The 26,974-nt window shown below is 73.9% G+C and carries 21 protein-coding genes; 4 read left to right on the forward strand and 17 right to left on the reverse strand.

The annotated features are described in order from the left end of the window. Positions 1 to 19: 19 nt before the first annotated feature. The 4 genes from EJC51_RS42535 to EJC51_RS42550 form a co-directional block, all read right to left on the reverse strand. The gene (locus EJC51_RS42535) at positions 20 to 949 is read right to left on the reverse strand and encodes a carbohydrate ABC transporter permease (RefSeq protein WP_126275989.1); all 930 of its coding nucleotides are present in this window, start codon (positions 947 to 949) and stop codon (positions 20 to 22) included. Continuing rightward, a complete protein-coding gene (locus EJC51_RS42540; RefSeq protein WP_126275990.1) occupies positions 946 to 1,824 on the reverse strand; it encodes a carbohydrate ABC transporter permease in 879 nt (292 codons plus the stop codon). The genes EJC51_RS42535 and EJC51_RS42540 overlap by 4 nt, the downstream gene beginning before the upstream one ends. 1 nt (position 1,825) lies before the next feature. Further along, on the reverse strand, positions 1,826 to 3,217 hold the full coding sequence (locus tag EJC51_RS42545; protein WP_126275991.1) for an ABC transporter substrate-binding protein: 1,392 nt from the start codon (positions 3,215 to 3,217) through the stop codon (positions 1,826 to 1,828). 336 nt (positions 3,218 to 3,553) lie between these two features. Next, positions 3,554 to 4,621: a LacI family DNA-binding transcriptional regulator gene (locus EJC51_RS42550; RefSeq protein ID WP_165951086.1), complete on the reverse strand. Its 1,068-nt coding sequence runs from the start codon at positions 4,619 to 4,621 to the stop codon at positions 3,554 to 3,556. Positions 4,622 to 4,888: 267 nt separating this feature from the next. Here EJC51_RS42550 and EJC51_RS42555 point away from each other — a divergent pair, with 267 nt between their 5' ends. After that, entirely contained in the window at positions 4,889 to 5,344 is a 456-nt protein-coding gene (locus EJC51_RS42555; RefSeq protein ID WP_126275992.1) for a DUF6153 family protein, read from the forward strand. Positions 5,345 to 5,440: 96 nt separating this feature from the next. Beyond that, complete coding sequence (locus EJC51_RS42560; protein WP_126275993.1) at positions 5,441 to 7,039, forward strand: multicopper oxidase family protein; 1,599 nt, start codon at positions 5,441 to 5,443, stop codon at positions 7,037 to 7,039. 16 nt (positions 7,040 to 7,055) lie between these two features. Here EJC51_RS42560 and EJC51_RS42565 read toward each other — a convergent pair whose 3' ends face one another. From EJC51_RS42565 to EJC51_RS42575, 3 genes are all read right to left on the reverse strand, one after another. Next, on the reverse strand, positions 7,056 to 7,574 hold the full coding sequence (locus EJC51_RS42565; protein WP_126275994.1) for a mycothiol transferase: 519 nt from the start codon (positions 7,572 to 7,574) through the stop codon (positions 7,056 to 7,058). Between the two features lie 11 nt (positions 7,575 to 7,585). Then, positions 7,586 to 8,230, reverse strand: a complete 645-nt coding sequence (locus tag EJC51_RS42570; RefSeq protein ID WP_126275995.1) for a dihydrofolate reductase family protein — start codon at positions 8,228 to 8,230, stop codon at positions 7,586 to 7,588. 105 nt (positions 8,231 to 8,335) lie between these two features. Next, the gene (locus EJC51_RS42575) at positions 8,336 to 9,259 is read right to left on the reverse strand and encodes a LysR substrate-binding domain-containing protein (protein ID WP_126275996.1); all 924 of its coding nucleotides are present in this window, start codon (positions 9,257 to 9,259) and stop codon (positions 8,336 to 8,338) included. A 155-nt stretch (positions 9,260 to 9,414) separates the two neighbouring features. Between EJC51_RS42575 and EJC51_RS42580 the strand changes: the two genes are divergently transcribed. Together EJC51_RS42580 and EJC51_RS42585 are read left to right on the forward strand one after the other, a co-directional pair. Continuing rightward, the gene (locus tag EJC51_RS42580; RefSeq protein ID WP_126275997.1) at positions 9,415 to 11,118 is read left to right on the forward strand and encodes an NAD-dependent malic enzyme; all 1,704 of its coding nucleotides are present in this window, start codon (positions 9,415 to 9,417) and stop codon (positions 11,116 to 11,118) included. Between the two features lie 78 nt (positions 11,119 to 11,196). After that, positions 11,197 to 11,925 carry a YoaK family protein gene (locus EJC51_RS42585; RefSeq protein WP_126275998.1) on the forward strand — a complete coding sequence of 243 codons (729 nt, stop codon included), beginning with the start codon at positions 11,197 to 11,199 and terminating at the stop codon, positions 11,923 to 11,925. Positions 11,926 to 11,931: 6 nt separating this feature from the next. On the opposite strand, the gene EJC51_RS42590 is transcribed toward EJC51_RS42585, so the two are convergent. The 10 genes from EJC51_RS42590 to EJC51_RS42635 form a co-directional block, all read right to left on the reverse strand. Continuing rightward, positions 11,932 to 12,678: a metallophosphoesterase family protein gene (locus EJC51_RS42590; RefSeq protein WP_126275999.1), complete on the reverse strand. Its 747-nt coding sequence runs from the start codon at positions 12,676 to 12,678 to the stop codon at positions 11,932 to 11,934. Then, complete coding sequence (locus EJC51_RS42595; RefSeq protein ID WP_126276000.1) at positions 12,675 to 12,932, reverse strand: BON domain-containing protein; 258 nt, start codon at positions 12,930 to 12,932, stop codon at positions 12,675 to 12,677. The genes EJC51_RS42590 and EJC51_RS42595 overlap by 4 nt, the downstream gene beginning before the upstream one ends. Further along, positions 12,929 to 13,654, reverse strand: a complete 726-nt coding sequence (locus EJC51_RS42600; RefSeq protein ID WP_126276001.1) for a nucleotidyltransferase family protein — start codon at positions 13,652 to 13,654, stop codon at positions 12,929 to 12,931. Before EJC51_RS42600 ends, EJC51_RS42595 begins: the two co-directional genes overlap by 4 nt. A 143-nt stretch (positions 13,655 to 13,797) precedes the next feature. Beyond that, complete coding sequence (locus tag EJC51_RS42605; RefSeq protein ID WP_126276002.1) at positions 13,798 to 14,025, reverse strand: DUF6480 family protein; 228 nt, start codon at positions 14,023 to 14,025, stop codon at positions 13,798 to 13,800. Then, entirely contained in the window at positions 14,022 to 14,198 is a 177-nt protein-coding gene (locus EJC51_RS42610) for a hypothetical protein (RefSeq protein ID WP_166682959.1), read from the reverse strand. Before EJC51_RS42610 ends, EJC51_RS42605 begins: the two co-directional genes overlap by 4 nt. 101 nt (positions 14,199 to 14,299) lie before the next feature. Beyond that, positions 14,300 to 16,153, reverse strand: coding sequence for a hypothetical protein (locus tag EJC51_RS42615; protein WP_126276003.1), 1,854 nt, complete (start codon positions 16,151 to 16,153; stop codon positions 14,300 to 14,302). Next, positions 16,150 to 19,905 carry a vWA domain-containing protein gene (locus EJC51_RS42620; protein ID WP_126276004.1) on the reverse strand — a complete coding sequence of 1,252 codons (3,756 nt, stop codon included), beginning with the start codon at positions 19,903 to 19,905 and terminating at the stop codon, positions 16,150 to 16,152. Before EJC51_RS42620 ends, EJC51_RS42615 begins: the two co-directional genes overlap by 4 nt. Beyond that, on the reverse strand, positions 19,902 to 21,062 hold the full coding sequence (locus EJC51_RS42625; RefSeq protein ID WP_126276005.1) for an ATP-binding protein: 1,161 nt from the start codon (positions 21,060 to 21,062) through the stop codon (positions 19,902 to 19,904). Before EJC51_RS42625 ends, EJC51_RS42620 begins: the two co-directional genes overlap by 4 nt. Positions 21,063 to 21,143: 81 nt before the next feature. Beyond that, the gene (locus EJC51_RS42630; protein ID WP_208870780.1) at positions 21,144 to 26,051 is read right to left on the reverse strand and encodes a DNA-binding protein; all 4,908 of its coding nucleotides are present in this window, start codon (positions 26,049 to 26,051) and stop codon (positions 21,144 to 21,146) included. Further along, complete coding sequence (locus EJC51_RS42635) at positions 26,048 to 26,914, reverse strand: DUF4132 domain-containing protein (protein WP_126276006.1); 867 nt, start codon at positions 26,912 to 26,914, stop codon at positions 26,048 to 26,050. The genes EJC51_RS42630 and EJC51_RS42635 overlap by 4 nt, the downstream gene beginning before the upstream one ends. Positions 26,915 to 26,974: the final 60 nt, after the last annotated feature.

Genomic DNA, 26,974 nt, shown 5'->3' on the forward strand with positions numbered 1-26,974 from the left:
CCGAAGGATGGGGAGAGGGTTACTGCTTGACGCCGCCGGCGGCCAGGCCGCTCTGCCAGTAGCGCTGGAGCATCAGGAAGGCCACGACGAGCGGCACGATGGACAGCAGTGAGCCGGTCACGACGAGGGCGAGCATGTCGCTGCTGGCACCGGCCCCGCCGTTCTGGGCCTGCGCGGCCCAGGAGGCCAGGCCGACCGTGATCGGGTACAGATCGGGGTCGTTGAGCATGATCAGCGGCAGGAAGTAGTTGTTCCAGGTCGCCACGAGCGTGAACAGCAGTACCGTCACCAGGCCGGGGCCCAGCAGTCGCAGGGCGATCCGGAAGAAGATGCGGGCCTCGCCTGCGCCGTCGATGCGGGCGGCCTCCAGGAGGCTGTCCGGGACGGCGTCGGCGGCGTAGATCCGCATCAGATACAGGCCGAACGGGTTGACCAGGGACGGCAGGATGATCGCCCACGGGGTGTTGACCAGACCGGCCTTGGCGAACAGCAGGTAGGTCGGGATCGCCAGGGCCGTGGTCGGGACCATGACGGCGCCGAGGACGAGGTTGAAGGCGAGCCGGTCGCCGCGGAAGCGGAACTTGGCGAACCCGTACCCGCCCGCCGCCGCGAGCAGGGCCGCGCCGACCGCGCTGACGACGGCGTACAGCACTGTGTTGAGCAGCCAGTGCACGAAGACGCCGTCGTCCTGGGTGAGCGTCTCCCTGATGTTGGTCAGCAGCTGCGGGGCGTGGGAGAACCACAGGCCGAAGCTGTTGAAGAGGTCCTGGGTGCTCTTGGTCGAGGCGATGAGCAGCCAGAACAGGGGGAGCAGGAAGTAGGCGAGCGCGGCCAGCATGGCGATGGTCAGCGGGGTGCTGCGGCGGGCGCGGCGCCGTGCCCTGCGCGGGGTGGTCTCGGGTGCGGTGGTCTTGGGGACGGCGGTGGCCGTGGGGGTCGTGGTCGTCACGGGGTCCTCCTGCGGTTCGCGGTGAGCAGGACGGCGTAGGAGGCGATCACGATGACGAGGCCCAGGAGGAAGGAGACCGTGGCCGCGTAGTTGACCTGCTGACCGGTGAAGGCGAGGGAGTAGGCGTAGAGGTTGGCGGTGTAGGAGGAGCTGATGACGTCCGGGGCGATCTTCATCAGCAGGTTGGGTTCGTTGAACAGCTGGAAGCTGCCGATGACGGAGAACAGCAGGGTGAGCAGCAACGCGGGCCGCAGCGCGGGGAGTTTGACCGACCAGGCGATCCGCCAGGCGCCCGCTCCGTCCATCGCGGCCGCCTCGTACAGCTCCTGGGGGATGGTGCGCAGCGCCGCGTACAGGATGATCATGTTGTAGCCGACGAACTCCCAGGTCACGATGTTCGCCAGGCTGCCGAGCAGCCGGCCGTCGCTGAGGAAGTCCGGGGCGGGCAGCCCCAGATCCCGGCTCAGCTGGGCGAACGGACCGAAGTCCGGCCCGTACAGATAGCCCCACATGAGCGCGGCGACCACGCTGGGCACGGCGTACGGGACGAAGATGCCCAGCCGGATCACCCGTGCGAGCCGCAGCAGGCCGCTGTCCAGGGCGAGCGCGAACAGCAGCGCCAGGAGCAGCATCAGGGGCACCTGGATGACGAAGAAGAGGGCCACCCGGCCCACTCCGTGCAGGAGTTGGGGATCGCGCAGGGCCTGGGTGTAGTTGTCGAGGCCGACGAAGACGTTGCCGCCGATGAGCCGGTCCTGGAACAGGCTGAGGTAGGCGGCGTAGCCGAGCGGGGCGAGGAAGAGCAGCAGGAACAGGGCCAGGAACGGGGCGACGAACAGGGGTCCGGCCGCCCGGCGGCGGCGTGCGGCGGTCATCTCAGCTCCCCTTGACGGTGAAGCCCTGGTTCTTGGCGTACGTCGTCATGCGCGACTGCCAGCTGCCGAGCGCGCGGATGGTGTCGGTGCGGTCGGCGAGGGACTTGCCGACGGTCTCCGTCCAGTCGGTCGCCGCCTGGTCGAGGAACGGGGGCCACTGGAAAGAGGAGTTGACGGTGGAGCTGATGTCGGCGAAGACCTGGTTGACCTTCTGGCCGCCGTAGAAGGGTGGCGCGTCCGCGACGAACGCGGCGTCCGTGAGCAGGGCCTTGGTGGCGGGGAAGAAGAACTGCTCGGTGGCGAACATCTTCGCGCTGGCCGGGTCGCTGTTGAGGAACTGGGCGAACACGGCGGCGGCGACGGGGTTCTTGGTGGAGCGGATGACCGCGGTGGTGGAGCCGCCCCAGTTGCCGGAGCTCGGCTTGGCCGCGTCCCACTGGGGCAGCGGGGCCGCCCGCCACTTGCCGGACGTGGCCTTGGCGGAACCGGACAGGAACACCGGCCCCCAGGCGGCGGTGATCCAGGTGGCGTACTTGCCCTTGTTGAGGGCGGCGTACCAGGAGTCGGTGAAGTCGGGTTCCACACCGATGACGCCTTCCTTCGCGAGGCCGCCCCAGTAGGCGCCCAGCTTGCGGGAGACGGCGTCGTCGACGCTGATGGTGATCTCGCTCTTGCCGGAGGTGGCGTAGGGCTTGGCGCCCGCCTGCCAGAGCAGGCCGTGCCAGGCGGCGACCTGGTTGGCTGCGAGGTTGGTGAGGTAGGCGTCCGGGTCCGCCTTGTGCAGCTTGCGCGCGGCTGCCGCGAACTCGTCCCAGGTGCCGGGCACTTCGATGCCGTGCCGGTCGAAGATGTCCTTGCGGTACAGCATGCCCATCGGGCCGGTGTCCTGCGGTATCGCCCAGATCTCGCCGTCCGGCCCGCTGACCTGACTCCAAGTCCAGTCCACGAACGTCGACTTGAGCGCGGAGGCGCCGTACGGGCGCAGATCCAGCAGGCTGCCGGTGATCGTGAAGGTGGGGATGGCCTGGTACTCGATCTGCACCAGGTCCGGGGCGCCGCTGCCGGCCTTGAGGGCCGTCCGCAACTTCGTGTACTCCGGCGTGCCTTGGCCGGCGTTGACGACCTTGACCTTGACGGCCGGGTACTTCTTCTCGAAGAGGGCGACTTCCTTCGCGATGTTCGGGACCCACGTCCAGAACGTCAGCTCGGTCGGCGTCGTCATGGCCTTGTCGATGTCGGCCTGGGCGACCGGCTCGGCGGCGGCCGGGGAACCGCCGGAGTCGCCGCCGCCGCAGGCGGTGAGGGCGGCGCCGAGCGACAGGGCGCCCGTGGTGGAGAGGAACAGCCGACGGCTCATCGGCGAAGGGCTGGACGCGGAGGCGAAGTAGGGCATGGTGAACTCCCGCCGGAGGCGAAGATGGCGGCACGCCTGGCGAGGGCGTGCGGGGGCATGGTGGGGTGCGGCGCGTCGAGAGGCGCGCGCACGGGTGGGCCGGGGCGCGGAGGCCGGGACACGGCCGGGCGGTGCGTACGGAGTCAGGGGAGGCCGGCGCGTACGTCGCGTTCCGTGGAAGGCGCGGTCGCGGCCGGGCGGGGCGGGGCGCCGAAGGCCGGGGAAGACCTGGGGGCGCGGCCCGTCGTGTGCGGGTGCGCCTCGGCGTGGTCCGGGGCGGGGTCCCGACGGTGCGGGTACGGCGCCCGGGCGGAGGTGCCGGAGGTCAGCAGGCGGTCAGTGTCCGGTGTCCCGGCCTCCCTTCGCGAGCGGCCCGCTCGACGCCCGGACGATGAGGTCGACCGGTGGATCGGCGGCCGGCAGCGGTGTCGCGTCCGGGTTCTCGATGGCGTGCACCAGACGCTTGAGCCCTTCCTGGGCCACGGTGTCGAAGAGCTGGCGCACCGTGGTCAGGGGAGGCGTCACATAGGCGGCGACGGGAACGTCGTCGAAGCCGACGACAGAGACGTCCTGCGGCACCCGCCGCCCCGCCTCGGCCAGCGCCCGGACCAGACCGATCGCCATGTCGTCGTTGGCGGCGAACACGGCGGTGACACCGGAGTCCCGGGCCACCTCCCGGCCCGCCGCGTATCCCGACGCGGCCGACCAGTCGCCCTCGATGACCGGGGGTACGGTCCGCCCGTGCGCGGTCAGTGCGGCCCGCCACCCCTCCAGGCGGTCGCGGGCGGCGTACCACCGCTGCGGACCGGCGAGGTGATGGACCGTCATGTGGCCGAGTTCCAGGAGGTGTTCGGTGGCTGCCCGGGCCATCGGGCCGGCGCCGCCGCCCGCGGTCAGCACCAGGGGCGCGGTCACCGGTGAGGGCGCGCCCAGCACGAGGACGGGAACGTCGACGCGCAGGGGTGTCTCTCCCGCGGCGCCCTCCTCCTCGATCGGTTCGGAGATGACGATGCCGTCCACGCCCTGGTCGAGGAGTGAGCCGACCGCGCCGGCGACGCCCGCCGGATCGCCTTCCATCGTGTTGACCACCCGGAGCGCGTACCCCGTGTCCCGTACGGCCCGCTCGACGCCCATGAGCAGCGAGGCGGGCCCGTACAGGGCGGTGCCCAGCGTGACCACCCCGATGGAACGGGTGCGGCCCGAAGCCAGCGCCCGGGCGGCGTTGTTGCGCCGGTAACCGAGCTGCTCGGCGGCGTCGAGGACGCGTCTGCGCACGTCGGCGGAGACGTACGGCTCGTCGTTGAAGACCCTGGAGACCGTCTTCTGGGAGACCCCGGCCAGCCGGGCCACGTCCACGCCGCTCGGCGCCGCGGAGGTCCCGCCGCGCTTCGTCCCTGGCGCCATGTGCGTCTCCCGTCGACCGTTGTTTCGACCCCTTGATCGAATTCCTCGACCGGTTGAGCGAGGTCCGACTGCCGACAGGCATCCTTCCAATGACTGCGCAGTCATGTCTACGCGGACATGTCTACGCAGTCATACGGGACTCGTCAAGGGTTCGGGACGGATGAGGCTCCCTCCGGCGGGCCCTCGTCCATGGCGATCCGGCCCCCACTCTTACCCCCGCCGGGTATATTGGCGGCGGTCGGTCCACCGAGAACCCGAAGAGCGGCGATGACAGTGCGGGGAGCCTCCACCCCACGGAACCGTGCCCGGCAGGGCGTGGGCCGTGTGGTGTGCGCCGCCGTCGTCGCCGTGCTCGCGGCACTCGCCGTGCTGGTCCATCACGAGCTGTCCGCCCCGTCGACCGGCCCGGCCTCCGCATCCGCCCGGCACGTCATGACGCCCGGGACGACCATGCCGACCGACGACAACACGGCCGTCGCCGGCCAGGTCGCCGCCGCCGTCGTACCGTCGGCCGGCGAAGTCGATCGGGCGGGGTGCTCCGAGACGGCCATGCAGCACTGTTCGGCCGCCGGCGTCGAAGTGGTCAAGCTCCGGGCGCCCGTGCGGACACCGGTGCTGTGGAGTCCTTCCGCGCCCGAAGCCGTCGCCACGGGCCCCGAGGCCGCCGGGACGGTCGAGCGGGCACCCCCGGACCTGTCCGTCCTCTCCCAGCTGCGCATCTAGGCCGTGCCCAGCGGCTTCCTCGCGCCTGCGCGTCAGGCCGAGAAGCCCTCCGGCACGCCCACTTCCCTCTGCGCACCCGAGATCGAGGACCCACCCATGAACAGCATCCACCGCCGCTCCGTCCTGCTCGCCGGACTCGGCGCCGCGGGCGCCGGCACGCTCGCCGCCTGTACGAGCGACTCCGGTACGGCCCCCGCCGCCCTGGTCGACCCCTCCGGCCCGGCGGTCGCCGCGGCCGAGAAGCGGCGCAAGGGCACCGGCAGGACGCACCAGGTGACCCTGACCGCCGCCCCCGCCGTGCTCGACCTCGGCGCCGGGATCACGGCCAGGAGCTGGGCGTTCAGCGGCCGCGCCCCGGGCCAGGAGATCCGCCTCACCGCCGGCGACACCCTGGCCGCCGAACTCTCCAACCAGCTGCCCGACCGGACCGCGACCTCCCTGCACTGGCACGGCATCGCCCTGCGCAACGACATGGACGGCGTCCCCCCGGTGACCCAGCGAACCGTCCGCGCGGGCGCCAACCTCACCTACCGCTTCATCGCCGACGCACCCGGCACGTACTTCGTCCACCCCCATGTCGGCGTCCAGCTCGACCGCGGCCTGTACGCGCCGCTGATCGTCGAGGACCCCCGGGAGCCGCTGTCGTACGACGACGAATGGGTCGTCGTCCTCGACGACTGGGTCGACGGCGTCACCGGCACCCCCGACGAGGTCCTCGCCGAACTCCGCCACGGCATGGGCGGGATGGACATGGGCGACGGCTCCGGCTCCGGCGGCCATGACATGAGCGGCATGGACGGCATGGACATGGGAGAGGCCGCGGAAGCCTCTTCGTCGCCGTCCGGCGGCATGTCGACGAGGTTCATGCTGATGGGCGCCGAGAGCGCGCTGCTCGGCGGCGACGCCGGGGACGTCAGGTACCCGTACCACCTGGTCAACGGGCGGGTTCCCGCCGACCCGGACGTCTATCGCGGCAGGCCCGGGCAACGGGTCCGGCTGCGCCTGATCAACGCGGGCGGCGACACCGCGTACCGGGTGGCGCTCGGCGGCCACCGGATGACCGTCACGCACACCGACGGCTTTCCCGTCGAGCACCAGCAGGCCGACGCCCTCCTGATCGGGATGGGGGAGCGGTACGACGTGCTGGTCACCCTCGGCGACGGGGTCTTCCCGCTCGTCGCACTGGCCGAGGGCAAGGACGCCACCGGCATGGCCCTGGTCCGTACGGGACCGGGCGCCGCGCCGAGGGCGACCGTGCGCCCGAAGGAACTGGACGGCCGGATTCTGACGGCGTCCCGGTTGCGCGCGGCCGACGACGTCCGGCTGGCGTCCAGGAAGGAGGACCGGGTGCTGCGCGTCGAGTTGCGCGGCGGCATGGCCATGTACGACTGGACCGTCAACGGCAGGCCGTTCGACATGGACGACCCGGCCGCGCACCCGCTCACGGTCGAGGAAGGGCAGCGCGTCCGGCTCGACTTCGTGAACACCACGAGCATGTGGCACCCGATGCATCTGCACGGGCACACCTACCAGCTCGACGGCGGCGGCCCGCGCAAGGACACCGCCGTCGTGCTGCCGAAGCGGAAGCTCTCCGTGGTCTTCGACGCCGACAACCCCGGCCAGTGGATGCTGCACTGCCACAACGCCTACCACGCGGAGGTCGGCATGATGGCACTGGTCGCCTACCGGGGCTGAACGCCGTACGGCCGCCCTAGGTCAGGACCAACCAGCGGCGGCCGTCGATGAGTTCGCGGGCCGCGTCGAGATGTCCGGCGTGGCACGCGGTCTCGGTGATGACGTGCAGCAGGACGTCCCGCAGGGTGTGGAGGTGCGGCTCGCCGAACAGGTCGTGCGGCCACCAGGCCAAGGCGGCGTCGGCCGGGATGGCGGCGATGACCTCGTCGGCGAGCTCCGCCTCCCGCCGGTAGCCGTCGAGCACGGCGGCCGCCGGTACCCCGGGGGCCACCCGCCAGGCCTCGTCGCCGCTCGGCAGAGCGCGGATCACCTCCTCGTCCCCGGCGACGACGGCCCGGAACCAGAAGCGCTCGACGTCCAGCGCGAGATGCCGGACCATCCCCAGGCAGTGCCATCCCGAGGGCAGCACGGGCCGTCGCAGCGCCTCCTCCTCGGCCCCCTCCAGGCCGTCGAGGATGCCGAGCACATGGCGTCGCTGGGAGTCCAACACCCTGAGGAGGGCGCTGACTTCGCTGTCCTGAACGTGTGGGGGCATCGGCTGTCCCGTCACTTGCGCCAGAGCAGGTGGTGGGTCACGCCGCTCGGGCTGGGCACGACGTCCAGATGGAAGCGGTCCAGGAGTTCGTCCGGGGAGTCCCACAGCCGCAGCCCGGTCCCGAGCTTCACCGGCGCGACCGCCACATGGAGGGTGTCGACGAGGTCGGCGTCGAGGAACTCGCGGACGGTGGTGACCCCGCCGCCGAGCCGGACGTCCTTGCCCTGCGCCGCTTCCCGCGCCAGCTCCAGCGCGGTGGCGGGGTCGGCGTCCACGAAGTGGAACGTGGTGTCGGAGAGGGTGATCGACGGGCGCGGGTGGTGGGTCAGCACGAACACCGGGGTGCGGAACGGCGGTTCCTCGCCCCACCAGCCGCGCCACTGGTGGTCCTGCCAGGGGCCGCGCTGCGGGCCGAACTTGTTGCGGCCCATGATCTCGGCGCCGATGTTGTTCCTGAAGTCCCGGGCGAAGTAGTCGTCCAGACCCCGGCTGCCACCGGGGTCGGTGCGGTTGGGCCAGCTCGCCGTCGCACCGGCCCAGGAGAACAGCCGCTCGGCTCCGTCGAGGCCGAACGGGTTCTCCAGGCTCTGGTTCTCGCCGGCGGCGACGCCGTCACTCGAGACCATGAAGTTCTGTACGCGCAGTAGCTGTGCCATGTGTTCCTCCTGAGACGCCGATATCGGTGGTGAGACCCTGCCCGCCGCCGAAACTCATCGCCGATCCCGAGATCCGTCGGAAAAGGGCCCGGTGCGGGCGTTCGTTCACTGCTCCTGCGCGGACACGTGCTCCTGCTCCGCGACCGCCGCCGCGTGGTCCAGGGCGTGGTCGATGAAGCGCCGGGAGTTGGCCGGCAGGGCGCGGGACGTCAGCCAGGCGATGCCGATGTCGCGGGTGGTCTCCACGTCGGTGACCTGGAGGTAGCGGGGGGCGCGGCGGCCGGCCGGGGTGGCCGAGTGCGGGCGCGGGAGGAGCGAGACGCCGAGGCCCGCCGCGACCAGGCCGCGCAGCGTGGCCACCTCGTCGCCCTCGAAGCCGGCGCGCGGAGTGAAGCCGGACCGTCGGCACAGCGCCTCGGTGACGGCCCGCAGGCCCTGCTCGTGCCGGAGCATGATGAACGGCTCATCGGCGACCTCGGCCAGCCGCGCCCGGCGGCGCTGGGCCAGCCGGTGGCCCGGCGGCACGGCCAGCCACAGCGGCTCCACCAGCAGGCGCCGCCAGGTCACCAGCGCATGGCCGGGATCCTCGGCGGTGAGCAGCAGGTCGGCCGTGCCGTCCAGCAGCGTCCGGAGGAGGACGGCCTCGCTGCCCTGCCGCAGCTCGAAGCGGGCGAGCGGGAACCGCTCCCGGTAGCCGGTGATCAGCGACGGCAGCAGCCAGGTCCCCAGCGAGTGCAGGAACGCCAGTGGGATCAGGCCCGACTCCGGGGACACCGTCTCCCGCACCGCCCGCAGCCCATGGTCCAGCCGGTCCAGCACGTCGTCCACGTGCTCCTTGAACACCTGCCCGGCGGGTGTCAGCCGCAGCACCCGGCCCACCTGCTGGAACAGCTCGGCACCGACCTCGCGCTCCAGCCGCCGGAGGGCCCGGGACAGGGCCGGCTGGGTCAGATGCGCCTCCGCCGCGGCCTGCGTCACGGTCGCACCCTCGGCCACGGCCCGGAACGACCGGAGTACCTGCACGTCCATGGAACCCATGCTAGGGGTGCATGCATTCGGACGTATCCAGGCATTGGACGCATTGAATACGGCAAGACGACGATGGAACCCGACCGTGAGCCCCGACCCGCCCCTTCAGCCCCACTGCCCCTTCAGCCCTACCCGCCCCTTCAGGGAGAACGACGATGAACACCCGGTGGAACCCGCAGACCCGAGGCTTCGAGACATCGGCCCGCGGCCGGGCCGTCCTCGCCGACCCCCGGCTCAACCGCGGTACGGCCTTCACCGCGCCCGAACGGCGCGCCCTCGGCCTCGACGGTCTCATCCCGCCCCGCGTGCTCACCCTGGACCAGCAGGCCGACCGCGCCTACGGGCAGTACACCGCGCAACCCAGCGACCTGGCCAAGAACGTGTACCTGACCGCCCTGCACGACCGGAACGAGGTCCTCTTCTACCGGCTGGTCAGCGACCACCTCTCCGAGATGCTGCCCATCGTCTACACCCCGACCGTCGGCACCGCCATCGAGCGGTACAGCAACGAGTACCGGCGCCCGCGCGGCATCTACCTCTCCGTCGACGCCCCCGAGGACATCGAACCCGCACTGCGTGCCTCCGAGCTGACGGCCGCCGACGTCGACCTGGTCGTGGCCACGGACGGCGAGGCCATCCTCGGCATCGGCGACTGGGGCGTGGGCGGCATCGACATCTCGGTCGGCAAGCTCGCCGTCTACACGGCCGCCGCCGGCATCGACCCCGCCCGCACCCTGGCCGTCGTCCTCGACGTCGGCACCAACCGCGAGCAACTCCTCGACGACCCGCTCTACCTGGGCAACCGCCACCCCCGCGTGGACACCGGGACCTACGACGCCTTCATCGACGCCTACGTCACCACCGTGAGCCGGCTCTTCCCCGACGCGCTGCTGCACTTCGAGGACTTCGGACCGGCCAACGCCCGCCGCATCCTCGACCGTTACCGCCACGACCGGTTCGTCTTCAACGACGACATCCAGGGCACCGGCGCGGTCAACCTCGCCGCCGTCCTGTCCGGCGTCCGGGCCAGCGGGCTGCCGCTGCGCGAGCACCGGGTCGTCGTCTTCGGCGCGGGCACCGCCGGGATCGGCGTCGCCGACCAGCTCCGGGACGCCCTGGCCGCGGACGGGCTCGGCCACGAGGACGCCACCCGCCGCTTCTGGGCCGTCGACCGGTACGGGCTGCTCACCCAGGACCAGGACGGCCTGCGCGACTTCCAGCAGCCCTACGCCCGCCCCGCCGACGAGGTCGCCGACTGGCGGCGGGACGACAAGCTCGGCGGCATCCCGCTGGAGGAGGTGGTCCGCAGGGTCCGCCCCACCGTCCTGATCGGCACCTCGGGCCAGGGCGGCGCCTTCACCGAGGCGGTCGTCCGTGCCATGGCCGCGCACGCCGACCGCCCGATCATCCTGCCGATGTCCAACCCGACCCGGCTCGCCGAGGCCGTCCCCGCCGAGCTGCTCGACTGGACCGACGGCCGCGCCCTGGTCGCCACCGGCAGCCCCTTCGAGCCGGTCACCCGGGACGGGGTCACGCACCTCATCGGCCAGGCCAACAACGCGCTGGTCTTCCCCGGACTCGGCCTGGGCGCCGTCGTCGCCCGCGCCACCCGCGTCACCGACGGCATGCTCGCCGCCGCGGCACACGCCGTCGCGGCCCAGGTCGACCCCACCGCACCCGGGGCGTCCATCCTGCCGCTCACGAACGAACTGCGCCGCACCTCCACCGCCGTGGCCGTCGCCGTGGCCCGCGCGGCGGCCGAGGACGGAGTCGCGCGTACGACGATCGACGCCACGATCGAGGAACGGGTCCGGGAGGCCATGTGGGAGCCGGTGTACCGCCCGGTGACCGCGGTCTGAGAGGCGATGGCGAGGCTCGGAACCACCCGGTGACCACGGTCTGAAGGGCGGTTCCGACGCTCGGAAACGGACGACGACATGAACTCCCGTACCCGGCCGGAGACCGACCGCCCCACGCCCCTGCTGCGCAGCGCGCTCGTCGCCGACCCCCGGCACGACTGGCTTCCGATACCGCTGCTCGTGCTCACCCTCCTCAGCGGGGTGATCGACGCCGTGAGCCTGCTCGGCCTCGGCCATGTGTTCGTGGCCAACATGACCGGCAACGTCGTCCTCGTCGGCCTGGCACTGAGCGGTGCGCCGGGGCACGCGGCGACGGCGCCCCTGACCGCCCTCGGCGGCTTCGTCGTCGGCGCGCTGCTGATCCGCGCGGTGCCACCGCACCGCGTCACCTCCCGTACGCTGCTTGCCCTGTGCGCGGCGGCGGAGTCCGTCCTTCTCGCCCTCGCCGCGACGGCGGACGGTGACCGCTCCTCGCAGGTGCTCGTCTGCGCCGTGGCACTGGGCCTGCAGAACGCGGCCGTCCGACGCGTGGGTGTACCGGAGCTGACGACCACGGTCATGACCGGCACCCTGACCGGCCTCATCGGCAGCCGCGCGGCGGAACGCACGGCGCCCGCCGACCTCCGGCGCACCTTGAGCGTCCTCACGCTGCTGGCCGGGGCCGGACTCGGAGCGCTCGGCGTCCGTCTGGTCGGCACGCAGGGGACGCTTGTCGCGGAGGCGGTGGGGGTGGCTCTGGTCGCACTGTCGGTGTCGGTGTCGGTGTCTGCGCGGCACGGGGTCGTGCGACGGTCGGCAGGGCAGTGAGGGCCCTTACACCCTTGCCGCTCCCTCGTCCGCGGTGTGCAGCTGGTACACGTTGAACGCACGGCGGATCACCGGCTGGGCGACGTTGCGGACCCGTACGCCACCGGCCGTCATCCCGTGCTCGGTGCCCCTGTGGGCGTGACCGTGGACCGCGAGGTCGGCGCCGCCGGTGTCGATCGCCTCGGCCAGCAGGTAGCTGCCGAGGAAGGGGTAGATCTCCAGGGGCTCACCGGCCAGGGTGTCGGCCACCGGGGAGAAGTGGGTGAGCGCGATCCGCGCCTCGCAGTCCCGCTCCCGCAGCTCTTCGAGCGCCTCGCGCAGGCCGTCGGCGCAGCGCCGGGAGTAGCGGACGAACTCCTTCATCAGCGGTTCCCCGAACTCGCCCGCGCTGCGCCCCACGAATCCGCCGCCGAACCCCTTGGTCCCGGCCACGCCGACGCGCGTACCCGCGCAGTCCAGGACGGTGGACTGTCCCTCCAGGACGGTCACACCGGCGTCCTGGAGAAGGCCGGTGACCTTCTCGGGCTGGTCGTCATGGTGGTCGTGGTTGCCGAGTACGGCCACCACCGGCACCGCCAGCCCCTGTACCTCCCGTGCCACGACACGCGCCTCCTCGGGCGTGCCGTGCCGGGTGAGGTCCCCGGCGAGCAGCAGCAGGTCGGCGCAGTCCGGCAGCGTGTCGAACGCGGGCCGCAGCAGCCCCTGGCTCTCGGCACCCATGTGGATGTCACCGACGGCGGCGACGCGGATCACGGCAGCTCCTCCGCATGGTCGGGTGAGGTGTTCTCGGCGACGACGACATCGCTGTGCACGGCGAGTTCGGCCAGCTCCTGGCGGGCGGTGCGCAGCAGGATGTCCCGGCACTCGGCCGACGGGACCGTGCCGGTGATCACGACCGTCTGGCCGCGCACCTCCACGCGTACGCCCAGCTCGCCCAGTTCCCCGGCGGCGAGCCGCTCGCGGAGGTGGGCGATGCGGTACTCGATGTTCCCGGCGGGGCCGGTCATCGGGACGCCTCTTGGCGCGGCTGCTGGGGTGGGATGACGTCCAGCCGTTCCAGGAAGTAGAGGAAGGCGTCGGGCATCGGGGAGCCCGCGCAGGTGCGGCGCACGTCGGCCCAGTCGATCTTCTCGCGCAGGGTGCGGGCGATCGGCAGCACCGCACCGAAGTCGCAGTGGTGCTCGGAGAAGGCGGCCATGAGGCTGCGCATGAGGTCGGTCGGCGCCAGGACCGGCATGTGCACGGAGTCCACCGACAGGTTCTGGGCCCGCCCCAGCAGTTCCGTGGTGACGGGCTGGTGGGCCAGCTCGAAGATCAGGTCGACCTGCTGTCCGAGACAGGTGGCCTTCAGCAGCCAGTCCTCGGGCGGCCTGCGCACCGGCAGACCGGCCGCCCGCAGGGCCTCCGCGACGGCTTCGGCGTCCTCGGGGCGGATGCAGAAGTCGACGTCGTGCTGGAGGTTCTGGGCGCCGCCGTGCGCGTACACGGCCACGCTGCCGGCGAGGGCGAAGGGATGGCCCGTCTGCTTCAGCAGCGCCCCGGTCCGTTTCGCGGCCCGCAGGATGGCCTGGTTGCGGTCGACCGGGAGTACCTCCGGGTCGGCGTCGTCGGTGAGGGAGTCGTGCGCGAGCGCGCCGCCGCGGAGGAGCGGTTCCGGTTCCTCCGAGGCGAGGTGCAGTTCGGCCACGTCGCTACGCCGACCGGCCGTCTCGTCGCGGTGCTGCGTCATCACTGCCCCTTCTGCACTGACCTTTCTTCGCCAGAGCGCCCCGAGTACCCGGCGTACGGTCCGCGACACGGACGCGTCGCTCTGCCGGCTCGGACGGCGGGGTGCCCGTCGCGGCACGCGAGCCGGGGCACCGCTCGCGTCCGCTAGGCGATCAGGGCCACGGCCATGCCGATCAGCCCGATCGCGAACAGCGCCACCAGCAGCATGATCAGGACGAGCGGCACGGGGCCCCAGGCCTTCCGCAACTCGGGTGGCTCGGGGTGGGAGATGCCGGAGGTGCCGGACTCGCCGGGAGGCGTCTCGCCGGGCGGTACCCCGCCCCCGGGTTCGAGTCCCGTCGTCCGCCTGGGCTCGGGGTCGGGGCTGGTCATGGCTCACGCTCCTGTGGGCTGTCGGTCGGGCCGGCGACGCGGCCGGCCCCGTCGTCGCGTTCGCCCTCCGCCTGCGAAGGCGTCGTACGCTCGGGCGTCGGTTCGTCGGCCGTGTCCCGCGTGTCAGGCTCTTCCCGTTCCCCCTCGGCCTGTGACGGGGTCGGATACGTCATCGTGATCACTCCTGACGGGGTGGCGATCGACCCGCCGGGTACCCCTGTCGACGGCCGGTGACACGACCGGCGGCGTCGCAGGGGACAGCGGCGGCCGGTGATCACGCCAGGACGGCCTGCGGCCGCCAGGTCGCCTCGACCAGGGCCCGTTCCGTACCGGACAGACAGACGGCCGCGGCCAGCCACGCCCGCGCGTACCCGTCCGGATCGGCCTGCTGGGTCCGCCCGAACACATCGCGGCCGCGGCGGTCGGCCTCCGCGGCCAGCGCCTCCGCCAGGTCCGCGGCCGTCCGGAAGCCGCTGCGCCGCAGGGCCGTGGCCCCAGCGGCCCGGTCGCCGTCACGAGCGGGCTCGGCAGCGGCGCGCCGACCCCCGGACACCGCCACCTCGACCAGGCGCCGCAGCCGCCACAGCGGCGCCTCGGCCACCGGGTCCGGCGGGAGCGCGGACACCCCGGTCACCGCCGGCAGTTCTTCGGCGGGCGGGAAATGCGCGCCTTCGAGGCGGTCGTAGCCCAGATCGGCGTGGCCCGCCCACTCCGCCGGCAGCCGCAGGGTCGCCGCGCCGTCCGGCAGCGGTCCGACCGCCAGCGGACGGAGCGTCGCGGCCCGGTCGGGATCGAGGCGCCCCACCACACGCAGCCGCAGCCCCGGACACGCCGCCAGCCTGCGGAAGTTGGCCACGTGCGCCAGGCCGGGGTGGCCGTTGGCGGGCACCAGCCGGAACAGCAGGCCCTCCCCGTCCGCCCCGTCGGGCGCCAACTCCCTTACGAACAGGTGGTCCTCGTTCGCTCCTACGACGATGACGTCACAGCCGATCAGCTCCTCGGCGCCCGGCCCCGACCGCTCCGGATCGCTCACCGCGCCGACCGCGAGCCGTGCCACCGCGGCCTCGGCCAAGGGGCGGGAGAACAGGTCGGCGAGCGGGCCCGACGTCCAGGACAGGCCCGGCACCGGGGTGGCCCGCACGCCCTTCCCGGCGCCGAGGCGACCGTCCGGCGACAGCGTCGCGCCCGAGATCAGCAGCCCGCCCCGGGACAGCTGGGCGTGATCGACGCTGCCGGAGCCGAGCGCCACGGTGGCCGTCGCGGCACCTCGCGCCCGGGCGGGTCCGCCGGGCTTGACGTCGGCCACCGAGAACCAACGCCCGTCGTCGGAGAGGACATGCGTGACGACCCCGCCGTAGCCGGTGGCCGAGATCACCGGCTCCCGGCACACCCCGTGGACCCGCAGACCACCACCCGGACGGTAGCCGCGCCGCGCGGTGCCGACCAGGGCCGGGTCCGGATCGGAAGCGGCCAACAGCCCGCTGGTGAGGAGCAGTTCACGCAACGCCGCCACCAGGTCGGCCAGCCGATGACCGTCATGCCGGGCGCGGGCGGCGCGTACGGCACGTACCACCCGCAGGGCCGCCGCCTCCGGCCGGTGCAACCCGGCCAGCCGGGCGGTGTGCGCCGCCCGCAGCAGCTCCGCCTGCGGTACGGCACCCGCGCCCGGCACCCCGGCCGCCAGCAGCGCGGCCGCCGCTCCCCACAGCCCGGCCGCGGCGGACACCTGCGCGGGGGTCGGCCCGGTGTCCACGTCGTGCCCCGAACCCGCCGGCTCCGGCGCGTCATCGGGCCTGTCCTGGGAGGAGGGAACCGGCGTCTCGACGACCGTGTCCGCGTCGGCCACGGGGGCGGCGCCCAGCACCGCCGTGCGATGCAGGCACCGGGGCGCGAGCAGACAGCTGCACTCCGCCTGACCGGCGTCCGTGACCACGCCGGACGGCCCGGGCGTGAGCGTGACCTCGGCGTCCTCACCGCACCGCACCCGCCGTACGTCGCCGTCGACGGTGACGGGCAGCGTCGCGTACGTCTCGATCGTGGCGTCCAGCTTCTTGCGCAGCCGGGACGTCAGCTGCTCCACGGCGGCGGCGACCACCTCGGGCGCCACGGGAGGAAGTTCGGCGTTCATCGGGCCTCTCCGCGGAGACGGTCCCCCACCCAGCGGGCGAGGGCCAGGGGACTGAGGGCGGCGACTGGCATCCCGGCCGCGACCAGCTGCTGGGCCACGGGGACCGAGTAGCGCGGGGTGCCGGTGTCGTCCAGGGCGGCGCAGCCCATCAGATGCACCCCGGAGCTCGCGAGGGCGCGTACCTCGCCGAGGAGTCCGCCGAGCGGATACCCCTCCTCGAAGTCGCTCACCACCACCACGAGGGTCCGGCTGGGGACGGTCACCAGGGACCGGGCGTGCGCCAGACCGGCGGCGATGTGCGTGCCGCCGCCGACCCGGACCTCCAGCAGCAGCGACAGCGGGTCGTCGACGCGGTCCGTCAGATCGATCACCTCCGTGGAGAAGGCGAGGAAGTGCGTGCTGAGCGTGGGCACTCCGCCGAGGACGGCCGCGGTCAGCGCCGACCAGACGACCGACGCCTCCATCGACCCGGAGACGTCGACCACCAAAACCAGCCGCCAGTCCGCCTCCCTGCGGGAGCGGGTGCTGAACACCGGCCGCTCCGGGACGACCAGGGTGCGGCCGTCCTCCGTCCTGCGGGTGTGGGCGAGGTTCGCCCGCAGGGTGCGCGGCAGGTCGATGCGGCCGCCCGGACGGCGCGTCGGACGGGGGGTGGCCAGGCCGGTGAGTGCCGGGCGCAGCTTGGTGGCCAGCTCCTTGGCCAGTTCGTCGACGAGGCGGCGCACCAGCGGGCGCAGCCGGGCCAGTTGCTGCTCCGGCATCCCGCCGGCCAGGTTCAGCACGGACGTCAGCAGGTCGACCGAAGGGCGGACGGCCTTCGGGTCGAGCTCGGTGAGGACGTCCGCGCGGCCCTGGTCGGCGGCCCGGGCGAGGACCTCCTCGCGGACGTCGGCGCCGAACAGCGCGTCGAGTTCCTCGGCCCACTCGCGGGCGGTCGGGAAGGACGCGTCCTGGCCGCCACCCTGCCCGCCCGCACGGCCCAGGTCGGCGGAGCCCTCGCCACGGCCGGTGCCGTACAGCTCGTCGAGCGCGTGGGCGTAACGGCGGGCGTGCTGCGGGAGTCTCTCGCTCTCGCGGCCGAGGAGGAGGCGCCAGCGGTCGGTGGGGGTGAGGTGGAGGGGCGCGTCGGGCTGTGGGCGGGAGGGCGGCGCCGACTGGGTGGCGGGAGCGTGTGTGGGGGAGGGCGACGTCGTCGGTGCGGCGGGAGTGCTGGTGGGGGAGGACGACGTCGGTGCGTCGGGAGTGCCGGTGGGGGAGGACGACGTCGGTGCGGCGGGAGTGCCGGTGGGAGAGGACGACGTCGGTGCGGCGGGAGTGCTGGTGGGGGAGGACGACGTCGGTGCGTCGGAAGTGCCTGTGCAGGAGGACGGCATCGGCGGTTCGGAAGCGTCCGTGGGGGACGGTGGCGCGGCCGGTGTGTCCCGTGCCGTGGGCAGGCTCGTGCCCAGCGGTGGGCGCAGGGACTCGACCGCCGCCCGGCCCGCCGCGTCGGCGGCCGTCCACAGCGCGAGCAGGTGGGGCGAGGCGCCGAGCGAGAGGTCGATACGGTCGCCCAGGCGCTCGGTGACCGTGTCGAGGAGCCGGTCCCGGCCGGCCGGGCTGAGGGTGTCGAACCCGCCGCGCAGGGCGGGCAGTCGGTCGAGAAAGCCCTGGTCGGTGAGTGCGTCGATCCGGTCGAGCAGGGGGTCCAGCGCGGTCGGCGCCGATTGCAGCAGCGGAGCGGCTCCGCCGAGCAGGCCGGTGAGCCGGCGGCTGAGCGCATGCCGCTGATCCGGCCCGGTGGCGGTGTCGATCCAGCCAGCGGCGCGGGAGCCGAGCGTGTCCGCGTCGTCGAGGTCGAGCAGGACGCGGGCGGCGAGCGACGCTCCCTGGACGAGCGGGGAACCGGTGCGCGCGAGGTCGCTCAGGGCGTCGTCCATGCGCAGCCCGAGGCGGTGTTCGCCGGCCCGGGAGGCGAGGGCGACGAGGGCGCCCGTCTCCTCGGGGTCGTCGCTGCCCGCCAGCCCCGGCAGGGACCGTACCGCCGACTCCAGCAGTTCGGCGGCGAGTTCGGCCGCCGTCCGCCGGCCCTCGGGTGTGGTGCCGGGCAGGTGACCGCGCCGCAGTGCCTCCAACAGGTCGAGGGCGGCGAGGAGTTCGGGGAGGGCGGCACAGGTGGGGAGGACCTCGGCGGCGTCCGCCAGGCGCTCCGCGACCAGCGCGGGCAGGTCGCACCGGGCGGCGTCGCGCAGTCCCGTGAGCACGAGGGCGCTGGTGGGGCCGCCCTCCGCCGACTCCCTGCGGAAGTTCTCGCGCAGGGTGCCCTCGGCGGCGCGCGCCGCGGTGACGCCGCGGATGCCGGCCAGGTCCAGCCGGACGGGCACGGCCGGGGTCCACGACAGCCGCCACCGGGTGGTCAGCGCGGACGCGTCGCCCGTGCCGGACACCTGGACCGGTTCGCCGTACCCGGCGCCGCAGACGGCGAGCCGCTGGAGGAGGATCTCGCGGCGGCCGTCCAGGGCCGAGCGCAGCGGGTCGAGCCGCAGCTCGCGCGGGGCGGGGTCGTCGGGGCCGGGAAGGCGCAGTGCGGCGAGTTCGGCCTCGACGGACGGGCCGAGCCCGGAGCGGGGCGTACCCGGGGCGACCCGGCCCCGGTCGGTGCCGACCAGTACCGTCTCCAGCGCCTTGGCGAGCGCTCGGCCGCGGCCCAGGGGCTCGCCCTGTCCCAGCACGGTCGTCAGCGCCTCCAGCACCTCGCCGCGCCCGGGCGCGGCGAGTCCGCGCAGCCGGGCCAGGTCACCCGCCACCCGCAGGGTCTCCCGGGCCTCACCGGTACCGGCGACATGCCCGTCCGCGCGCAAGTCACGGCACACGTCGGTGATCGCACGGGCGGCGGCCTCGTACAGCCGCTCGGGATCGCCGGCGGCCAGGAACACCGCCTGCTGCCAGCGCGGGTCGCGGATGCCGGCCGGGTATCCGGAGCGGGAGTCCAACAGGTCGAAGGCGTACGGGACGAGGGAGGTGACGACGGCGGGGAGTTCCTCGCCGGAGGCCGGCTCGTCTGCTGTAGCGGCACCTTCGGTCAACGCCGGTGCGTGGAAGGCGCCGACGACGGCCGCGACCCGGCGTCCGTCGGTCGCGGCGCGGGTGATCGTCTCGCGCATGTACGCCTCGCGTGCCAGGTCCACCGCGGGTACCCCGCCCGTGGACTCGGCGTCGCGGCGCAGGGCCCAGCCGACGGACAGGGCGGCGCGGCGGACGGCCTCGGGGGTGCAGCCCGGCGCGAGGACCTCCACGCTGCGGTCCCACATGTCGTCGCCGTCGCGGCCCGTACCGGCCGCGGTGAGCGCCGCCGCGAACGCCGTGGGCGTCCGGTCGGCCGGGGTGCGCGGGTCCCCGGCCGGTGCCTCGGCCCACCGCGGGTCGGACATGGGCAGATCGCAGCACACGACCTCCACCCCGCGCTCCCGGGCCCAGCGGATCGCGGCGAGTTCGGGCGAGAAGTCGGCGAACGGATAGAAGCCGAGCCGCCCGCCCTCACCGGCCCCGGCCAGCGCGACCGGGGCGACGGTGCCCGGCGCACCGAGGTGGGTCAGCCACGGCTGGAAGTCGGCGGGCAGCTCCACGCACACGACCTCGGCGCCGGAGGCGTCCAGCAGGGCGGGCACCGCGGCGGCGAGCGCCGGGCTGTGGTGCCGTACCCCCAGCAGGTACGGGACGGTCGAGTCGGCGAGGGCGGTGAGGGCCGCCCTCGGTTCCTGAACGAGTGTCACCGAAGGTTCTCCCGCAGGTCCCAGAGGCGACGCCAGGTCGCCGAGCCGTCCTCGGCGCGGCGGCGCACGGGGCCGTCCCAGTAGCCGAGGAGTCGCGCGTGGTCGGCGGGGTCGTCCTTGCGGACCACGCCCAGCAGATGGCCGGGGACCAGATCGAGGGAGTCACCGCCGGGCAGATAGGCGGCGGCCACCCCCAGGGAGGCGGCGACCTGCACGGCCTCGGCGGTGGACATCACCGTGCCGGGGCGTTCCACGTCCCAGCCCTCGGCCGAGCGGCCGGCCCGCAGGTCGCGGAAGACGGTGACGAGGACGTCGAGCACCGCGTCGTCGACGCCGAACGCGGCGCCCGCCCGTTCGACGGCCGCCGTGGCCTGCCGCTTGACCAGGGCGGTCTCGGCCTCGACGTCGGCGATCGGGTGCACGGTCTCGAAGTTGAAGCGGCGCTTGAGGGCGGCGGACATCTCCGACACCCCGCGGTCGCGGAGGTTGGCGGTGGCGATGACGGTGAACCCGGGAGCGGCGGCGACCTGGGCGTCCTCGGTGCCGGACAGCTCGGGCACGCTCATCCGCCGGTCGGACAGGATCGACACCAGCGCGTCCTGGACCTCGGGCAGACAGCGGGTGATCTCCTCGACCCGGGCCACCCGCCCGGCGCGCATCGCGGCGAGCACGGGAGAGTCCACGAGCGCCTGCGGGGTGGGGCCCTGGGCGAGGAGCAGGGCGTAGTTCCAGCCGTAGCGCAGGGCGTCCTCGGTGGTGCCCGCGGTGCCCTGCACGGTCAGCGCGCTGGTGCCGCTGACGGCGGCCGACAGCAGCTCGGACAGCATCGACTTGGCGGTGCCGGGCTCGCCGACCAGGAGCAGTCCGCGCTCTCCGGCGAGGGTGACCACGCACCGCTCCACCAGGGCGCGTTCGCCGACGAACTTGGGCGCGACGACCAGTTCGTCCGGCAACCCCGGGTGGGACTCGGGGAGCTTGAGGGCCTCGCCCCCGCTGCCGCACACGAAGGTGATCACCGCGCGGGGCGTCAGCAGCCAGCCGGGCGGACGGGGGCCGTCGTCGTGGGCGGCGAGGAAGGCGAGTTCGGTGGCGAAGCGTTCTTCGGCGGGCAGGGTCTGCCGGGGCGGAAGGGCCGTCGCCGTGTCGGTGAGGGTCATGGAGGTCCTTGCTCGGGAGGTAGGTCTGCTGGGGTGAGGGGGGCGCCGCCGGTGAGCGGCGCCCCGTGCTGCTGGGGCGCGTCAGCGGCGGCGCCCCCGCCGCGCCTTCTTCAGCTCCTCGAACCGGGGAGCGTCACCGTCCTGGACGCGCTGCCACGCCCGGCGGTAGAGGTCCGCGGCCGGTTCGAGCGGCACGATCACGCCGAACGGCACATGCTCGTCGGTGACTTCGCCGAACAGCGGCAGCTTCCAGCGCTCCAGCGGAACGCGCGGCGCGGACTGCTCGACCCAGCCACCGGGCAGGAACAGCGAGCGTCCGGCCCGGGTCCGGGTGGCCTCGACCACGAGGTCGCCGGCGGCGAGTTCGGCGCGGGCGGCCTTGAGCCGGGCCGGCTTCCAGCCCGTCCACCGGGCCGTCATGCGGTCGGTCGGGTCGGGCATCGCGAGCAGCATCAGATAGAGCGTGGCGGCGTCCTCGCCCAGGCCGTACTCCTTGGCGGCCTCCGTCACCAGGTCGGGAACCGAGCGGCTCGGGTCCTGCGGCCACCAGGTGCCGTCCTTGTCCCGGTCGCCCGCGATCGGCTCGCCGGGGTCGGCGAGCAGGGCCGCGAACCGCTGGTCGCGGACGAGGCGCAGAGCCGCTTCGGCGGCGTAGGGCCGCTGGTTGTCGACGCGGACCGCGGGCAGGTAGGGGTCCTGCCCGGTCTCGTCGAGCAGGGCGACCCGCAGGCCCGGGGCGGGCTGGTCGTCGTGGGTGGAGAGGACGACGGCGCCGTACCGCTCGAAGCCCTGGCCGATCTCGGTGGGGGCGCCAGCGGTCTTCCGGAAGTCCGGGAGGCTGATGTAGCGCCCCAGGTCGAGCATGAGTCCGGGGTGGGCCAGCCGTTCCCGCACCGCGGTCAGGGCCGGTGGCAGGGCGGCGCGGACCGGGTCGCCGGCGGGCAGCCGGTGGGCGAGCCAGGCGACGAGGCCGACCGAGCCGGTCAGGGTCCCCGCCGTGAAGCCGTCCGTGTCGTCCCCGACGGGCCGGACCCGGTCGCCGCTGACCGCCCATTCCAGGTCCCGGCTCAGCTGCGGGGAACGGGCCGGGTCGAGCAGCGCGGGCAGCGCTTCCCGTACCGGCCAGGTCGAGTACCGGAAGGCGCGGACCGCGTCGCTGAGCAACGCCTCGGGGACGGCGACCCGCCTGCCGACCTTGGCGTTCCACACGGCGGCGGCAGCGGCCACGTCCGGCCCGTCGCTCCACAGACGGGCGGGGTCGGCGGGCAGCAACGCGCCCACGACGGCGGCCCGTACGGCACCGTCGACGTCGCTCAGTTCGTCCTTGGCCACCGCGGCCGGGGCGACCTTCACCCCGATGAGGGTGCGGGCCTCGGCGCTCAGGAAGCTCCGCTCGTAGACGTCGATCCCCGGCAGACCGGCCACGATCAGCCGGGCCATGGTGTCGGTCACGCCGGTCAGTCGCGCGAACTCCTCGGCGGCCTCCGGGAACCAGGGCGCCGGACCGCGCTGCGCCAGCTCCGCGAGGAAGACGCCCACGCGACCCGTGGCCGCCTCCTCGCCCAGCGGCTCGGACGACACCGCCTGGTAGGGCCGCGGTGTCTCGAACCGTCCGGCCGGGTCGTGGAAGTAGCCCGTGAAGGTGCAACCGTCGTCGTCGAGCGCCCGGCGTCCCGTCACGGCGACGAAGGCACCGTCGGTCAGCGGGAGCACGCCGTTCCACGACCCCTCGCGCCAGTCGCCGCCCGGGGTGCGCAGCGGGGCCGCCTCCAGGTGCAGCCCCACCTTGCGCCAGTGCGCGGACGCGGCCGGTACCAGCCCGAGCCGGTCCAACTCGCCCAGCAGCGTGCGCAGTACCTCGCGGTGCTCCTCGGTGGTGGTGCCGGAGGCCGCCCGGTAGGCGAGGGCGGTGGCCCGGTCGAGGAGGGTCTCCAGGTCCGGGTCGCCGCTCGGCAGGGCGTGGCCGTCGAGGTGCAGCCGTACGTCGGGACGGTCGGGGAGGGCGGTGTCGGCGAGCCCGGTGGCCCGGGCCAGGACGCGCAGGGCACGGAAGACGGTGTCGGCCTCGTCGTCGCGGTTCCACCAGTACCGGCGGGACACCCCGAGGCCGTTCATCGCGTCCGTCAGCAGACGGTCCGGCGGGCCGGCCGGCCCCTCGTCCTCCAGGCCGCCTTCGAGGGCACGGGTGAGCCGGATCGCCGCCGCGTCCAGCACGGCCTGCTGCGCCGCGGCATAGCGGGCGACACCGGCGATGCCCTTCACGAGCGCCTCGTGGGTGACGGGCAGCAGGGCACGGATCGCGTCGGGCAGCGCCTCGTCGCTCTCGCTCGCCGCGGCGGCCAGCAGCGCTGCCGCCGCGTCCCGGTCGACGCCCCGCAGCGCCGTCGAGCCCTCTGGGTCGCGCGGCGTCAGACAGTCCCAGTACTGCACGGGCGGCAGCAGCAACGTGCCCTCGCCGAAGACCCCGGGGGTGCGGTCGGTCTTGCCCCAGGCGGTGACGACCCCGTCGGCGTCGACCACCTCGAGCTGCCAGTTGTTGCGCACGACGGCACTGGGCCGCTCGGCGCCGGGGAACGTCACGAGCGCGGTCGGACGGCCCGCCTGCGCGGGCACGGTGACGGTACGTCCGGCGAGGTCCTCGGCGCGATGTGAGCCGTCGGGCAGCTTCACCAGCCGCAGGCCCGTCAGTCCGTCGACCGGCATGCAGGCCGGAGTGGCGTCGGCGGTGAGGGAAGGCCGCAGTCGTCCGCCCGCGTACTCGCTGCCCGCGGGCGCGTCGCGCAGGGCGTCGGCCAGGAACGCGGGCTTGCTCATGCGCCCGCGCTCATGGGTGGCCGGGTCGTACTCGTACCAGCCGTGCGCCTCGCGGTCCTCGGAGTCCGCGTGCCACACCCAGTGGGAGGAGCCGTCGAAGAGCAGCGGCCGTTCGTCGGGCAAGGTGGTGTCCCCGGCGTGCAGGACGCCGCGGCCGGTGATCCGGCCGCCGTCCGGCAGGGGCAGCGTGATCGGGAAGTCGCCCCGGTACCAGTCCATCTCGGTGCCCCGGGTGCGGTGCGCGCCCTTGAGGGACTCGACGCGATCGGCACGGGAGTGCCAGTAGCCGCGCAGGCCGTCCTTGCGGGAGTTCCAGTAGACGAGGAGTTCACCGTCCACGTGGTGGAAGCCCGGGTCGCCCGACACGTCGTTCGCCGGCAGCCGCAGGTCGTGGGTGAGCAGGGTGCCGTCGACGCCGATGACCCGGGCCTGGGCCTGGCCCGCGACCACGAGGTGGGGCCACGCGTCGGCGACGACGATGTCCTCCACCCGGTCCCTGGGCACGAGGGCGGCGGTCGCCTCCTCCCAGGCGGGCCAGCCGAGTTCGTCGAAGATCCCGGCGCGCAGGGTGCGGGCCAGCACCGGTGCGAGGTCGGTGCCGACCGCCGCGCGGACGTCGTCCTCCGCGAGGGCCAGCGCCTCGGCGGGCAGCCAGCCCAGCCTGGTCAGCGCGTTCGGCAGGCCGGGCAGACCGACCGCGCTGAAGCGCCGTACGACCGAACTCACCCACTCCGCCAGCCAGGGCCGGCCGCCGGGGGAGTCGGCCAGCAGACGGATCGCGCGGTGCGCCTGGTCGTGGTTGTGGAACTGGTCCGCGCCCCGCAGGAAGGCGTCCCGGAACCGGGAGTCGGCGCCCAGCAGCACCAGGTCCCGCTGCCCTTCGCCCATGGCCCAGCTCTGCAGGGGCAGGTGCTCGTCCTTGCCCGGCGCGGCCACCGGCACGTCGAGCGACAGCAGCAGGTCGATCAGGTCGATGTCCTGCTGCACCTTCACCGCCCGCCCGGACGCGGCGAGTTCGGTACGCAGCCGGTCCGCCGCCCGCTCCACCAGCGGGTACAGCTCCGGCATCCGGGTGGAGCCGCGCCAGGACCGGGCCCGCTCCCGGAACGTCAGGAAGCGCTCCAGCCAGCCCGCCGTGCCGTCACTCGGCCGTTCCTCGGCGGGCAGGGAGCCGTCCCACAGCCCGGCCACGGCACCCGAGGCCTCCAGCACCTCCAGCCACATCGCGGGCAGGTCGTCGTCGGAACCGGCGGGCAGCATGTCCAACAGGGCGCCCCGCACCCGCCGTTCACGCTCGGCCAGCGCCACCAGGGCCGCCCGGTGGCCCTTCCACCAGCCGGCCGCGGCCCGCAGCGTCGCCGGAAGTTCCAGCAGCTCGGCCAGATAGTCCTGCTCGGCACGGTCGGTGTCCTGCCCGGCGGCGCGCGCCAGCCTGCGCAGGTCGGTGGCCATCTGCGCGGACGGCGGCAGACCGCCCGCGGTACGGCGCAGACACAGCCGAGTGAAGCGGCGCAGCGCCTCCTGCGCCGACACCCGCGCGGCCAGCTCCTTGCCGTACGCGGACAGCACCTTGACCGGCAGCGCACCGGCCAGCGCGAACTCCAGGAACACCGCGTCCAGGCGCTCCTCCTCCACCGTCAGCCCGTGCTCCGCCTCGGCCTTGCGGGCGCGGGTGAACAACTGGGCGGCATAGGTGGCGTTCTCCTCTGCGAGGAACACCCGGCCGGCCTGCTCGTAGAACGTCGGCAGGAAGTGCGGCACCGCCGCCGCCAGCCGCCCGCCGAGTTCCAGATAGGCGTCCAGCGCGGCCTTCGGCCGGGACTTCGCCTGCCGGGCCGCCCGCTCCAGGTCCGGCACGACCCCCAGGGCGTGGTGGCCGTCCTCGGGGTGGTGCACCAGCACCCACTCCGGGAAGCCCAGCGACTGACGCAGCCCCAGGCCCACGACGGCCGGCTCCGCGTCCTGCTCCATGCCGAGGAACCCGGCGGCCAGGTCCTCGGCCGCGCCCAGCTCACCGGCGACCAGCCGCACCACCACACGGTCGTCCAGACCGGGGTGGCGGTAGCTGCGCGCCGTCAGCGGCACCGCGCGCTCGCCCGCCCCCTCGACGTCGGGCGGCAACACCGCGCCGGCCGCCAGCAGTTCCTCGTACGACACCTGCGTCCCCCCGCTCATGCGCTCTTGCCCTCCTCGATCACGCGCCCGGCGTACAGCGCCGCGGCCATCCGCATCCCCTCCGACCAGGCCACCGGCCCGACCTCCCGCAGCGGCAGCGCCCGCCCGTCCTGGTCCTGCCAGGTCAGGGCGCCGGTCTCCACCGTGTCCTCCCAGTACGGCTCCCCGATCCACACCGCGGCCTCGACGGTCCGCCCGCCGTCCCGCACCCGGGACGTGGCGTAGCCCCCGGAGACCCGGTAGCCGAGCGAACTCGCGCGCGCGGCGAGGGCGAAGCGGGAGCGGAAGGAGCCGCCGGTGAACTCGCGTATCTCGGTGGCCTTCGGATCGAGGTCGGCGGGCCGCTGCCAGGTCGCCCGGTGGATCTGCTCGACACGCTGCACGATGCCCAGCTCCGCCGCGAACTCCCGGATGTCCTCCAGGTCCGGCAGCAGCACCGGGTGCGGCAGCGTGACCGTGCGCGGCGACAGCCGTACCGTCTCGCCGTCCAGGTTCACCACCCGCAGTTCGCCGTCCTCGGTGGCACCCCGCAGGAACCCGACCTCGTCCGGGTCGTCGCCCACCACCGCTATGTCACGCAGCGCCGACTGCCAGGCCTCGTCCGGCCACACCCGGGCCAGCAGACCGGTGGGCACGGGCAGCGACGACACCATCCAGGAGTCGACCTGCGCGACACAGGCCGCGGCGTGCCGATCCAGCCATTCGGCGAACCGCCGCAGCCGGTCCACCTCCGGGTGGTCCCGCAGCGCGCGCGGCAGCGACTTCAACTGCCGCCCCGCCGCCCGGCCCGAGGTGGCACGCGCCGCCACCCGCCCGTCCACCAGGGCGACTTCATACCCGTCACCCGCCGAGAGCCAACCCACGAGTCCCCGCCTTCCGCATCAGAACAGCAAGAAGAAAGCACAGTTCAACCGGGGACATCC

This window comes from Streptomyces aquilus (assembly GCF_003955715.1).
GTDB lineage: Bacteria > Actinomycetota > Actinomycetes > Streptomycetales > Streptomycetaceae > Streptomyces > Streptomyces aquilus.